Source organism: Streptomyces sp. NBC_01520 (genome assembly GCF_045040375.1).
Classification (GTDB): Bacteria; Actinomycetota; Actinomycetes; order Streptomycetales; family Streptomycetaceae; genus Streptomyces.
Map to the genome: position 1 here is coordinate 7,407,870 of NZ_CP109404.1, position 13,019 is coordinate 7,420,888.

Below are 13,019 nucleotides of genomic sequence, written 5' to 3' on the forward strand. Positions count from 1 at the left end.
CCGGGCCGGAGGTGTCACGGGCGGGTCCGTGAGGCCGCCGACCCGACATGGTGTCCCAGTGCGACAGAAGTCCCACTGGGACACTTTCGGGTGTACGGTGCAACTATGAACCAGGCAGGCAACGGTCCCGGACGGCGCAGCCGCAAGACGCGCAGGACCCGGGACGCGCTGGCGCAGGCCGCGTTCGAGCTGGTGCTCGACCGGGGGCTGCGGAACGTGACGGTCGAGGAGATCGCGCAGGCGGCGGACGTCGACCGGCGCACCTTCAGCCGCCACTTCCCGAGCAAGGAGGCCGCCGCCCTCGACGCGGTACGGGGCGACGGCGACAGGATCAACCAGGCACTCCGTGCGCGGCCCGCCGCCGAACCACCGCTCGTGGCCTACCGCGGAGCCGTTCTCGACTGGCTCGACGACCCCGACGCCGAGCCCTGGCACCTGCGGCCCCGCATCTTCGACCTGCTCGTCATGGCCGAGGAGGAGCCCACTCTGTACGCGGCGTTCCACCACATCCGTGTGGACGCCCAGGAGGAGTCGGTCGCGATCCTCGCGCAGCGGCTCGGCGTCGATCCGCGACAGGACATCCGTCCCGCCGTGGCCGTCGCCGCGGGAGCCGGTGCGCTGCTCGCAGCCCAGGCGGCATGGGTGCGCGGTGGCCGACCGGCCGCCCTGCCCGAGTTCGTCGTACACGCCTTCGACGCCCTCTCCGGAGACCTGCTGGAACCCCGGCAGGACAGCTAGGCGCCCCACAGCACCACGCAGGAAGCACCCCACGAGCACCAACCTCCCCACCGCCTACGAGGCGGAGTTCACCGGCAAGGTCGCCCTCGTCACCGGCGGCGCCTCAGGCATCGGACTGGCCGTCTCCCGTCGGCTGGCCGCGAGCGGGGCGACCGTCGTCGTCGCCGACTACGACGAGGCGAGCGCCCGCAAGGCCGCCGCCGAGCTGGAGGCCACCGGAGCCCGCGCCGCCGCCGTCGCCGTCGCCCTGGACGTCACCGGATCCCGCGCCGGTCGAGGCCGGCGTACGGTTCGCCGTCGACACGTTCGGCGCCCTGCACCTCGCCGTCAACAACGCCGGTATCGGCGGACCGTCCCTGCCCACCGGTGAGTACGGTATCGAGGACTGGAACAAGGCCGTCGCGACCAACCTCAGCGGCGTCTTCTACTCGATGCGCTACGAACTCCCGGCCCTCCTCGCAGCCGGCGGGGGCGCCGTCGTCAACATCTCGTCGATCCTCGGCACCAACGGCTTCGCGAACTCCCCGGCCTACGCCGCCGCCAAGCACGGCGTCGTCGGCCTCACCAAGACGGCCGCCCTGGAGTACGCCGCGCGGAACATCCGTATCAACGCGGTCGGTCCCGGCTTCATCGACACCCCGCTGCTCCGCAACACCGACGGTCCGGCCCGCGACCACCTGATCTCCCTGCACCCGGCGGGCCGCCTCGGCACGTCGGAGGAGGTCGCCGAGCTCACGGCCTTCCTGCTCTCCGACCGTGCTTCCTTCATCCAGGGCAGCCACCACCTGGTGGACGGCGGCTACTCCGCGTCCTGAGCCCCGACTGGCGCACCGGACCCACGGGGCTCACAAAGGTAGTACGGAGAACGAAGGAGAGCCATGAAAGCCGTCCAGTACCGCACCGTCGGCGCCGCCCCCGAGGTCGTCGACATCCCGAAGCCCTCACCCGGACCCGGCCAGATCCTGCTGAAGGTCACCGCCGCCGGGGTCTGCCACTCCGACATCGTCGTGATGAGCTGGTCCGCCGAGGAGCTGCCCTACGACCTGCCGCTCACCCTCGGCCACGAGGGCGTCGGCACGGTCGCCGCTCTCGGCGAAGGGGCCCAGGGCGTCTCGGTGGGTGACTCCGTGGCCGTCTACGGCCCCTGGGGCTGCGGGACCTGCGTGAACTGCGCGGAGGGCCGGGAGAACTACTGCCTGCGCGCCGCCGACTTCGGCATCAACCCGCCCGGACTGGGCAACCCCGGTGCCATGGCCGAATACATGATCGTCGACGACGCCCGTCACCTGACGCCCATCGGTGACCTGGACCCGGTCAAGACGGTCTCGCTGACCGACGCCGGCCTCACCCCGTACCACGCGATCAAGCGCTCGCTGCCGAAGCTCCTGCCCGGCGCCACCGCGGTGGTCATCGGCACCGGAGGCCTCGGCCACGTCGCCATCCAGCTGCTCCGCGCCATGACCGCCGTCCGGGTCGTCGCCCTCGACGTCACCGAGGAGAAGCTCGCCCTCGCCCGTACGGTCGGCGCCCACGAGACCGTGCTCTCCGACGAGAACGCGGCCGCGAAGGTCCGCGAGCTCACCGGCGGCGTCGGCGCCGAGGTCGTGTTCGACTTCGTCGGAGCCGCACCGACCGTGAAGACGGCCGGTGCGGTCGCCTCCATCGGCAGCGACGTCACCATCGTCGGCATCGGCGGCGGCATGCTGCCCGTCGGATTCGGCGTCCTGCCGTTCTCCACGTCGGTCACCGCACCGTACTGGGGCTCCCGCAGGGAGCTCGCCGAAGTGATCGAGCTCGCCCACGCCGGCGCGGTCGACGTGCATGTCGAGACGTACTCCATCGACGAGGCCCCGCTCGCCTACGAGCGGCTGCACGCGGGCAAGATCAACGGTCGCGCGGTCATCCTGCCCAACGGCTGACCGGCGCGCAACGAACCCGGCCGCGGGGCCGTCGACCACGTCGACGACCCGCGGCCGTCGCCGTGCCCGACGCCCCCGGGTGCCGCGCGGGGCTGTCACCGGCCGGAGCACCTGCCCGCGAACGCGTCTCGTAGCGGCACCTGCGTGCCCGCGTTCATGAGTCTGGTCCATACCAGACCCTTGACAGGGTTGGCGTTCACTTCTTAAATCACGTAGTGAAGTAAGTGTTCCACGGGGCGGGTTGCCGCCGCCCCTTCCTGGTCGGCGCAGTGATTTCCTGAATCCGCACACGCTCACGTCTGTCATGTGCATGTCTTGAGGGTGTACCCCCACGCTCCTCGAAGGGAGACCCATGGGCACTTCACGCCTTCCCCGGCGCCTGCTCTCGTCCCTCGTCTCGGTCCTCGCCCTCGCGGCACTCTCCACCGGGCTGGCACAGGGGGCGCCCGCTCCCGCGGACGCGCCCCCGGCATCCACCGCCGCGGTCACGTTCTCCGACGAGTTCGACGGGCCCGCCGGCGCCGGCGTCGACGGCTCGAAGTGGCAGACCGAGACCGGCGACAACGTCAACAACCACGAGCGGCAGTACTACACGGCGGGCAACCGCAACGCCGTCCTCGACGGACAGGGCCACCTGGCCATCACCGCCCGCCGGGAGAACCCCGACAACTACCAGTGCTGGTACGGGCGGTGCGAGTACACCTCCGCACGCCTGAACACGGCCGGCCGGTTCACCACGACGTACGGCCGCGTCGAGGCCAGGATGAAGATCCCGCGCGGCCAGGGCATCTGGCCCGCGTTCTGGATGCTGGGCAACGACATCGGACAGGTCGGCTGGCCCAACTCCGGTGAGATCGACGTCATGGAGAACGTGGGCTTCGAGCCGTCCACGGTCCACGGCACCCTGCACGGCCCCGGATACTCCGGTTCCGGAGGCATCGGCGCCGGATACACCCTGCCCGGCGGTCAGGCGTTCGCCGACGCCTTCCACACCTTCGCCGTCGACTGGAGCCCCGGGGCGATCACCTGGTCCGTCGACGGCACCGTGTACCAGCGGCGTACCCCCGCGGACCTCGGCGGAAGGCAGTGGGTCTTCGACAAGCCCTTCTTCCTGATACTCAACCTCGCGGTCGGCGGCTACTGGCCCGGAGACCCCGACGGCAGCACGGTCTTCCCGCAGCAGCTCCTGGTCGACTACGTCCGTGTCAGCACCGACAGTGGCCAGCCGGGCGGCGGCGGCCCCATCACCGGCATCGGAGGCAAGTGCGTGGACGTGGCCGGGGCGAACAGCGCCAACGGCACACCCGTACAGCTCTACGACTGCAACGGCTCCGCCGCCCAGCGCTGGACGGTCGGCTCCGACGGCACCGTCCGCGCCCTCGGCAAGTGCCTGGACGTCGCCTCGGGCGGCACCGCGGACGGAACGCCCGTACAGCTCTACGACTGCAACGGCAGCGCCGCCCAGCAATGGGCCGTCCCCGCGGCCCTGGACGTCGTCAACCCCCAGGCGAACAAGTGCCTGGACGCGAGCGGCAACAGCTCGGCCAACGGCACCCGGCTGCAGATCTGGACATGCACCGGAGCCGCCAACCAGAAGTGGACGGTGACGCGATAACCGTCCGCCAAGTGCCTGAGCACCAGGGGGGTTCGGGCGGCGGCGCGTAACCGGTGCGGCGCACCCGGACGGCTCGGCCGGGTGGCGGCTCCGTTGGGCCGTCCGACCCCGAGGCCCGGCTCCGCCACCCGGAGGCGCCCCGCCTCAGGCCACCTTCGTCAGATGGACGGACGTGCTGGCCCAGTCCCCGGGCGGAAGGTCCAGGGCCATCCCGTAGTCCTCCAGCACGGCCCCGTGGTGGACGGCGCCGGTACGGGCGTCGCGGTAGCGAGCCTCCGGGTCGAGGCCCCGCAGCCGGACCGGGCGTACGGGGGCCCCGTGCCGGTGCGTGCGCCGCCAGACGAGCAGCAGCGTCTCGCCGCCGTCGTCGGCGGCGTACTGCACGACCGTGGTCTCCTCGCCCTCCGGGCCGGAGAGCCGGTGCAGCGCTCCGTGCTGCACCAGATGGCGTACCGCCTTGTACTCCGCCACGAGCGCGGCGGCCTCGGTCATCTCCTCCTCGGACCACGAGTGCAGATCGCCGCCGACGGCCAGGAGGCCCGCCATGGCGACATGGAACCGGAAACGCAGCGGTACCTGACGGTGGGTGAGCTGGTTGGGTACGTCGGTGACCCAGGCGCCCATGGTGCGTGCCGGATAGATCTGGCCGAAACCGTGCTGGATGGAGATCCGGTCCATGGCATCGGTGTTGTCCGACGTCCACACCTGGTCGGTACGGGCGAGGATGCCGAGGTCGACCCGGCCGCCGCCACCGCTGCAGGACTCGACGCGCAGCCCCGGGTGCCGGGTGCGGAGGCGGTCGATGATGCCGTACAGATGGTGCACGTACCGCGTCCACAGCCGGTCGTGACCCTCCGCCTCGTCGGGCCAGCCCGCCTCGCTGAAGGCGCGGTTCATGTCCCACTTCAGGAAGTCGACGCGGTGCTCGGTGACCAGGCGGTCGAGCCACTCGTACGTGAACTCCGCGACGTCCGCGCGGGCGAGGTTGAGCACCAGCTGGTTGCGCAGTTCGGTACGGGCACGGCCCGGGACGTGCAGGACCCAGTCGGGGTGCGCGCGGTACAGGTCGCTGTCCGGGTTGACCATCTCGGGCTCCACCCACAGGCCGAACCGCATCCCCAGCCGGCGCACCTCCGCGACCAGCGGTCCGAGGCCGTCGGGGAAGCGGTCGGCGGACGGGGTCCAGTCACCCAGCCCGGCCCGGTCGCTGCGGCGGCCCCCGAACCAGCCGTCGTCCAGCACGTACAGCTCGACGCCCAGCCGGGCGGCGCGCGCGGCGAGTGCCGTCTGACCGGCTTCGTCGACGTCGAATCCGGTGGCCTCCCAGGAGTTGTAGAGCACGGGGGCGGTCTCGTCGCCGTGCGGCAGTACGTGCGTACGGATGTGGTCGTGCCAGGCCCGGCTCGCCGCACCGAATCCGCCCTCGCCGAACAGGCCCGCGAAGACCGGGGAGACGAACTCCTCGCCCGGCCGCAGCACGACGGCCGGACCGTCGTGACCGGCGCCCCCGGTGAAGCCGGCCCTGCCGTCGGGGGTGCGCTGCACGGTGACGCGCCAGGTTCCGCTCCAGGCCAGGGCGGCGCTCCACACCCGCCCCTGGTGCTCGGTGGTGGTGCCGTCGTCCAGCATCACCCAGGGGTTGGCGTGGTGGCCGGTGATGCCGCGACGGCTGGTCAGGACGGTCTCGCCGTGAGGGAGCGGCTCCCTTCGCAGCTGCGTCTCCGCCGACCACCCGCCGGTGACATGACTGAGGCGGTAGCCGGGCAGCGCGGGCAGTGACCAGGCGGCGGAGTCCGCGCGGAGCAGCCGCACCGACTCGTCGCCGTCGTTGCGTACGGTGATGCGGCGCTCGATGACGTCACTGTCCTCGCGGACGCGGTAGTGCAGGACCGTCCGCAGGGGGTGGAGCCGGTCCCGGAAGGCGAGTTCGAGCTCGTGGACGCCCGGTTCCGGCCGGTGGACGCGGTGGTGCTCGGGCTGCCACTCGAAGGCCCGGGAACCGTCGGCGAACCGGACCTGCAGCGACGGCGGGCCATAGCGGGTGCCACCGTCCACGGGAAGCTCCTCGCCCACCCCGGACGTGCCCTCGAAGCTGTTCGCCACCGCGGGGGGCGGGACGGCGAGCTCTCGCGCCTGGGCCAGCGTCAGCGGTGGCCCCCAGGCCACGTGGCGCGGAGCCCCGGTGTCGTCCACCCGTACCGCGTAGGAGGTGCGCGGGGTGCGGATCAGCCAGAGCCCGGCATCCGGATCGTAGGAGATCACCGTCATGGTCCTCACTCGAAGTGTTGCACGGTCAGGTGTCAGCCAAGCGTCACCTTGGAAGATCTGTCAATCCCGCCCAGTGATCTTTGTTCCTGTGGAAATGACGTACGGAGAAAGAGTCTTCGAAGGATGCTGGCCTCTTTCGTTGACGGCGGAAAAGAACAGACCGTAGGTTGCGGTCATGCGACCGACCACCCGCCCCGAGGCGTTCCGGGCCCACACGCCGGCCGTCCCGCAGATCTTCGCGCTCGTGCTCTCCCACGGCCCGGTGACCCGTGCGGAGATCGCCCGGCGGGCCGGTCTCTCCGCTGCGGCGGTGACCAAGGCCGTCCGGCCCCTCGTCGAGTCGGGCCACCTTGTGGAGGAGGCGGGTCATCCGGTGGAGGAGGCGGGGGAGGAGGCGCGTCGGTCTCCCGGCCGACCGGCGGGCGCGCTGCGGGTCGACGGGGGCAGGGCCCTCTTCATCGGGATCAAACTGACCGGTGACACCGCCATCGCCGTACTGACCGACCTGTGCTGCCGTATCCGGGTCGCGCGCCGGGTGCCGCTCGGCGACCGTTCGCCCGAGGAAGTGCTGGCCACGACGGGCGGTCTCGTCGAGGAACTGCTCGCCGAGGCCGAGGGGTTCGGGGTACCGGTCAGGGGCGTCGGTGTCGCGGTGTCGGGAGACGTGGTGCGTACCGACGGCATCGTCCGCCACTCGCCCTTCCTGGGGTGGCGTGACGTACCGCTCGGCAAGCTCGCCGCCGCTGCCACCGGCCTCCCGGTCACCGTCGAGAACGACGTGCGGGCCCTCACCGTGGCCGAGCAGTGGTTCGGCGCGGGCGTGGGCCTCACCGACTTCGCGCTGGTGACCGTCGGTGCCGGTATCGGCTGCGGTCTCGTCGTGGGCGGCCGGGTCGTGTCCGGTACCCATGGGGTGGCGGGCGAGCTCGGGCACCTGCCCATCGACCCCATGGGCCCGCTGTGCCACTGCGGGAACCGCGGCTGCGTGGAGGCGATCGCCGCCGACCCGGCGATCGTGCGCGACGTGCGGGCCCGCACCGGCGTCCAGGTCGCGGACGCGGCCGAGGCGCTGGCCCTGGCCCACGGCGGCGACCCCGAAGCGCGCCGGGTGTACGCGCGGGCGGGCGAGGCGATCGGGCGCGCCATCGGTTCCGTCGTCAACCTGCTGGGCCCCGAACGCGTGATCATCTCCGGCGAAGGCCTCGCCGCCCACGACCTGTTCGCCGACCGGATCCGGGACGCGTTTCTTGCCTCGGCCTTCGGCAGCGCGGCCCGGTGCGACATCAGGACGCATCCGCTGCCCTTCGAGGAATGGGCGCGGGGGGCGGCGGCCACAGCCATCCAGACCTTCATCGGTTCAGCCCCCCGGGGCTGAATACGGGGCGCCTCACGGCCGGGGCGTCCTACGGTCAGTGTCTTACGGCCGGGGCGCCCGCCCGGAGTTCATGTCACCGGCTCTGCGTGGGCCAGTCGGGAAGGCGGGCTCCTATGACGGCGGTCTGCAGGGTGTAGCGGTGACGGGGGTCCGCGGGATCGGTTCCGGTGAGGACCTCGGAAGGTCAGGCACTCGCCAGGCACGACTCTCACAGCGCTCTCCGGGACGCGATCGATCGACGTTCAGGAGACACCTGTCCCCTGAACGCCGACCAGGTTTCCCGGCGCACCAGCGCGAATCTCGACGCGTTGCTCCCACCGTATCCGTCGGGCGTCCGGCGGAGTTCAGGGCTGCGAGCGTTCGGTCGCATGGCTGCGTGAATCCACGGCGTGAGCGGGGCATGCCAAAGGCGCGCCCGTTGGGCCGCGTCGGCCGGATTGAAGAGGAGCGACTGAGAGGTCTGGACCCCATGCGTCTTACCTCTCACCCTGGACGCCTCGCCATCCACGGGAGCGAGGGCTCCTTCCCGCTGCGCCCGCAGCGGGAAGGAGCCCTCGCCGTCCGACAGGACCGTGCGCGTCAGCGGGTGCCGAGCAGGGCGCGCCAGGTGTTCGGGCCGATGACGCCGTCGGCCGACAGCTTGTGGTTCTTCTGGAAGGCGACCGTCGCCGACTTCGTCTTCGCGCCGAACGCGCCGTCGACCGTGAGCCCGTAGCCGTAGACCTTCAGCTGCGTCTGCGCCGCCTTCACGGCCTGGCCGGACGAGCCGTACTGCACCGTCTTGATCAGCTTGGACCAGGTGTTCGGGCCGATGACGCCGTCGGCGGCCAGGGACCGGGACTTCTGGAACTTGATCACCGCCGCGCGGGTGTTGGGGCCGAAGACGCCGTCGGCCCCGACCGTGTAGCCCCGCGAGGTCAGCAGCTGCTGGGCGGACCGCACGTCCGCACCCTTGGAACCGTTCTGGAGGACCGGCCAGGAGACACCCGGGGCCGGGGCCGGGACCTGCCCGCCGCCACCGCCGCCACCGAGCTTGACCGGGCGGAAGGGGTCGTAGTTGTCACTGCCGATCCCGTACCTGAGCTGCCGGTGGGTCGTGCCGTACGTACCGCGCTGCTCGTACGCCCAGTAGGCGCTGTGCGAGGTGTTGGCCCACTTCTCGAAGATCACCACGTGACGGAAATCGCCGTCACTGGTGCTGTAGTCGATCAGCAGGTCGCCCTTCTTCAGCTGACTCACGCTGCCGAGCCGGGTGGTGACACCGTTTCGTGAGTCGGCCAGCCCGACGGTGTTCAGGCCGGGCTTCCCCAGCCCGAGTGCCATGGAGACGAAGCCGGAGCAGTCCTGGCGGTAGCCGTCCTTCCAGTTGCGCTTCATGCTGTAGGGGACCGGCCCTCCGTTGTTGGCCGTGAGCCAGGTGCGGGCCCTGTTGATCATCGTGTCGCGCGAGAGCGTGGCCGTGGCCATGGTCGTCAGATCGCCGGCCTGGGTGACGAGCTTGCTGTCGGCCTCGGGCTCGGGGCCGTAGCCGGCGTCCTTCTGTGCCGCGACCGTCGCCGGTTCCGAGGAGCCGCTGTCGGAGAGCGACGGTACGACGACGATTGCGGCCGCAACGCCTCCGGCGGCGACGCCGATGAGGGCGACCTGCGCGCGGCGCGTCAGTCGGTTGCGAAGAGACATGATTCCCCCGTGTTTTACCGTGGTTGTGGCACGCCGACCGAGTGGGCGGGCCAGGGCCTGGAGCGTTGTCGTTCAGTTGGGGCTGCCTGTGATCCCCGACGTGTCATCACGATGGCAAACTTTGCTTCCCTCGCCCAGCGTTGTACGGAAGCCGCATCACTCAGTGACGTGACCCCGACAATGTTCCGGATGTGTGACCGATGCCGCGCACCGGCCGTAGTCAGTGGCGATGCCTACTGCGCAGCGGGCGGCGATCATGCGTCCCCGCCGACCGCGACCAGCTGCACACCCGGGCGCACCCGCGCTTCACGGAACTCCGCACCCGGGTGTAGGAGCAGATCCAGGCGGCGAAACGGGCGCCGGGCACCGTGCCGCTTCAGAAGACGGACACGGACGTGGGCACCGCGGCGCCCGCCGCGGTACCCGACGGAAAGGACTGACCGAGCCCGCCCCGGATGGACAGCCACAGGGCTCCGGCAACGGTCCGGAGCCCTGTGCTCGTAACGTTGTGGCGGCGGCGGGCGGTCAGCCGGACCACGTCTGCGGCTGCCCGCAAGCGACAGCGGTGCAACCGCGGTGGGCACCAGGTGTGTTCACGCACCGAGATCTGCCATTCTCCTGGTGATCTCCGGCAGCGACGACGGGAAGGACGTGGGGATGAGGGTGAACGGGGGCGGGGCGCCGTGGAATCCGTACGGGGGAGGAGGGCCGCAGGGGCCGGGTTCGCCGCCCGTGCCGCCGGGTGCGGTGCGGAGGCTGACCTTCGGACGTCTCTTCAACCCGCTAGCCGTGGGGCGCACGGTGTTCACGCCGTCCCGGCCGGACCGTGTGAACGACCCGGTGGTCAAGAGGGTGCAGGTCCTGCGGACAGTCGTCGGCCTGATCGCCGTCACATGGATGCTGTTGTCCTACGGTCTGGCACCGGACGCCGACGCCGTGGTGGACGACCGCTTCGGCCAGATCCGCACCACCCTCATCGCGCTGGGAGTGACCTTCCCGGTCGCCGTCGCCGTCTTCATCGCAGCGGCCCGCCCACCCAACCGACGCCTGTTCCTGCGCCGCGTGGGCAAACCCGCCGGGGCACTGATCGCGCTGGTCCTCACGCTCGCTGTGCCCAGACTGATCACGGGGCTGGGGTACGTCGACGAGGAGACCAACTGGACGGCGTCGGCAGGACGGGTGGTGCTGCTGTTCGCCCTGGGCGCCTTCCTCCTGTGGCTCGCACCCTTCGCTCTCTACGGCATCGCGCAGTCGCTCGTGCACGTCTTCCGGACAGCGGACCTTCACGAGACGCTCCCACCGCTGCTCGCGACGCTGCTCGTCTGGGAAGTCACCCTCTTCGACGTGTACCGGGGTGCCTACGACGGTGTGCCGTTCGGCGTGCGGGTGGCCTTCCTCCTGGGAGCCCCGCTGACCGTCACCGCCGTGGCGATGTGGGAGCTGCGACGGCTGCGTACGCGACACGGCATCACCTTGCGCGCGGCGCTGCTTCGCTGACGGCCTGGTAGGTGAGGGACGTACGAACACGCACGGCCCCGGTCGACCCACACGTGGTCGGCCGGGGCCGTGCGTTCGTCGCGATGCCTCAGTGGCCGCGGGTGATCCATTCGTCGAGGTGGGGGGCTTCGGTGCCGATGGTGGTGGGGTCGCCGTGTCCGGTGCGGACGGTGGTTTCCGCCGGGAGGGTGAGGAGGCGGTCCCTGATCGAGTCGATGATGGTGGGGAAGTGGGAGAAGGAGCGGCCGGTGGCGCCGGGGCCGCCCTGGAAGAGGGTGTCGCCGGTGAAGACGGTGGCCAGTCCGGGGGCGTGGACGCAGACCGCGCCGGGGGCGTGGCCCGGGGTGTGCAGGACTTCCAGGCGGGTTCCGGCGATTTCCAGGACCTGGCCGTCGGCCAGTTCGGCGTCGGGGGTGCGGTGCGGGTGGGTCTGCTTCCACAGGGGCAGGTCGTCGGGGTGCAGGAGGATCGGTGCGCCGGTCGCGTCGGCGAGGGCGGGAGCGGCGTCGATGTGGTCGTTGTGCGCGTGGGTGCAGATGATGGCGCGCAGGGTGCGGCCGCCGAGTGCGTGCAGGATCGCGTCGGCGTCGTGGGCGGAGTCGATGACGACGGCGTCGGTGTCGTCGCCGATGATCCAGACGTTGTTGTCGACGTCCCATTCGCCGCCGTCGAGGGCGAAGGTGCCGGAGGTGACCAGGTGGTCGATACGGGCGGTCATCAGAACACCACCACCGAGCGCAGGACGTCACCGTCGTGCATGCGGGCGAAGGCCTGTTCGATGTCACCGAGTCCGATCGTCTCGGTGACGAACGCCCCGAGGTCGATACGGCCCTGCTGGTGCAGGTCGATCAGCATCGGGAAGTCACGCGAGGGCAGACAGTCGCCGTACCAGGACGACTTGAGGGAACCACCACGCCCGAACACGTCCAGCAGGGGCAGTTCGAGCTGCATCTCCGGGGTGGGGACCCCGACCAGGACGACGGTTCCGGCCAGGTCACGGGCGTAGAAGGCCTGCTTGTACGTCTCCGGGCGGCCGACCGCCTCGATCACGACATCCGCACCGTTCCCGCCGGTCAGCGCCCGGATCGCCTCGACCGGGTCACCGGAACGCGAGTTCACCGTATGGGTGGCGCCCATCGTCCTCGCCGTCTCCAGCTTCCGGTCGTCGATGTCGACCGCGATGATCTTCGCCGCACCGGCGAGGCGGGCCCCCGCGATCGCCGCGTCGCCGACACCACCACAGCCGATGACGGCCACCGAGTCACCGCGGCCGACCTGGCCGGTGTTGATGGCCGCCCCGATACCCGCCATGACCCCGCAGCCCAGCAGCCCGGCGACGGCCGGGGAGACTGCGGGGTCGACCTTGGTGCACTGGCCGGCGGCCACCAGGGTCTTCTCGGCGAACGCCCCGATCCCCAGCGCCGGGGACAGCTCGGTGCCGTCCAGCAATGTCATCTTCTGCTTCGCGTTGTGGGTGTCGAAGCAGTACCACGGACGCCCGCGCAGACACGCACGGCACTGACCGCACACCGCACGCCAGTTCAGGACCACGAAGTCCCCGGGGGCCACGTCCGTGACCCCCGCCCCCACGGACTCCACCACACCCGCCGCCTCATGACCCAGCAGGAACGGGAAGTCATCGTTGATACCACCCTGCTTGTAATGCAGATCGGTATGACAGACCCCGCACGCCTGGATCTTCACCACGGCCTCACCCGGACCCGGATCCGGCACGACGATCGTCTCCACCCGCACCGGCTCGTTCTTCCCCGGTGCGATGACACCTTGTACCCGCTGGGACATGCTGTTTTCCTTCGGTTCGCTGTGCCGTGTGAGAGCTCCGCCGGTCCGGATCCGGAACTGCGGAGCTCACACCTCCATATTGCTGCCCGATCGGGTGGATCTCAGTCAACCATTGAGGCATTTC

9 protein-coding genes and 1 pseudogene are annotated in these 13,019 nt (G+C 70.8%); 6 read left to right on the top strand and 4 right to left on the bottom strand.

Features of this window, described 5'->3' with window-relative positions; all coding sequences use genetic code 11:
* The first annotated feature begins 105 nt into the window (after positions 1-105).
* The 4 genes and pseudogenes from OG524_RS33395 to OG524_RS33410 all read left to right on the top strand — a co-directional run bounded on the left by OG524_RS33395 (position 106) and on the right by OG524_RS33410 (position 4,272).
* Positions 106-738 carry a TetR/AcrR family transcriptional regulator gene (locus OG524_RS33395; protein ID WP_405386641.1) on the top strand — a complete coding sequence of 211 codons (633 nt, stop codon included), beginning with the start codon at positions 106-108 and terminating at the stop codon, positions 736-738.
* A 46-nt stretch (positions 739-784) separates the two neighbouring features.
* Positions 785-1,553, top strand: a pseudogene (locus OG524_RS33400) (SDR family NAD(P)-dependent oxidoreductase); the annotation flags it as partial.
* A 63-nt stretch (positions 1,554-1,616) separates the two neighbouring features.
* The gene (locus tag OG524_RS33405) at positions 1,617-2,657 is read left to right on the top strand and encodes an NAD(P)-dependent alcohol dehydrogenase (protein WP_405812254.1); all 1,041 of its coding nucleotides are present in this window, start codon (positions 1,617-1,619) and stop codon (positions 2,655-2,657) included.
* Between the two features lie 352 nt (positions 2,658-3,009).
* Entirely contained in the window at positions 3,010-4,272 is a 1,263-nt protein-coding gene (locus tag OG524_RS33410; protein ID WP_405386638.1) for an RICIN domain-containing protein, read from the top strand.
* A 144-nt stretch (positions 4,273-4,416) separates the two neighbouring features.
* Here the strand turns inward: OG524_RS33410 and OG524_RS33415 are convergent, their stop codons facing one another.
* Positions 4,417-6,540, bottom strand: coding sequence for an alpha-galactosidase (locus tag OG524_RS33415; RefSeq protein ID WP_405812255.1), 2,124 nt, complete (start codon positions 6,538-6,540; stop codon positions 4,417-4,419).
* A gap of 175 nt (positions 6,541-6,715) precedes the next feature.
* Here OG524_RS33415 and OG524_RS33420 point away from each other — a divergent pair, with 175 nt between their 5' ends.
* A complete protein-coding gene (locus OG524_RS33420; protein WP_405812256.1) occupies positions 6,716-7,915 on the top strand; it encodes an ROK family protein in 1,200 nt (399 codons plus the stop codon).
* 579 nt (positions 7,916-8,494) lie between these two features.
* On the opposite strand, the gene OG524_RS33425 is transcribed toward OG524_RS33420, so the two are convergent.
* Positions 8,495-9,595, bottom strand: a complete 1,101-nt coding sequence (locus tag OG524_RS33425; RefSeq protein WP_405386632.1) for a peptidoglycan-binding protein — start codon at positions 9,593-9,595, stop codon at positions 8,495-8,497.
* A gap of 657 nt (positions 9,596-10,252) precedes the next feature.
* Here OG524_RS33425 and OG524_RS33430 point away from each other — a divergent pair.
* The gene (locus OG524_RS33430) at positions 10,253-11,092 is read left to right on the top strand and encodes a hypothetical protein (protein ID WP_405386631.1); all 840 of its coding nucleotides are present in this window, start codon (positions 10,253-10,255) and stop codon (positions 11,090-11,092) included.
* An 88-nt stretch (positions 11,093-11,180) separates the two neighbouring features.
* Here OG524_RS33430 and OG524_RS33435 read toward each other — a convergent pair whose 3' ends face one another.
* Entirely contained in the window at positions 11,181-11,810 is a 630-nt protein-coding gene (locus tag OG524_RS33435) for an MBL fold metallo-hydrolase (protein ID WP_405386629.1), read from the bottom strand.
* Positions 11,810-12,895, bottom strand: a complete 1,086-nt coding sequence (locus OG524_RS33440; protein WP_405386628.1) for an S-(hydroxymethyl)mycothiol dehydrogenase — start codon at positions 12,893-12,895, stop codon at positions 11,810-11,812. Before OG524_RS33440 ends, OG524_RS33435 begins: the two co-directional genes overlap by 1 nt.
* Positions 12,896-13,019 lie beyond the last annotated feature (124 nt).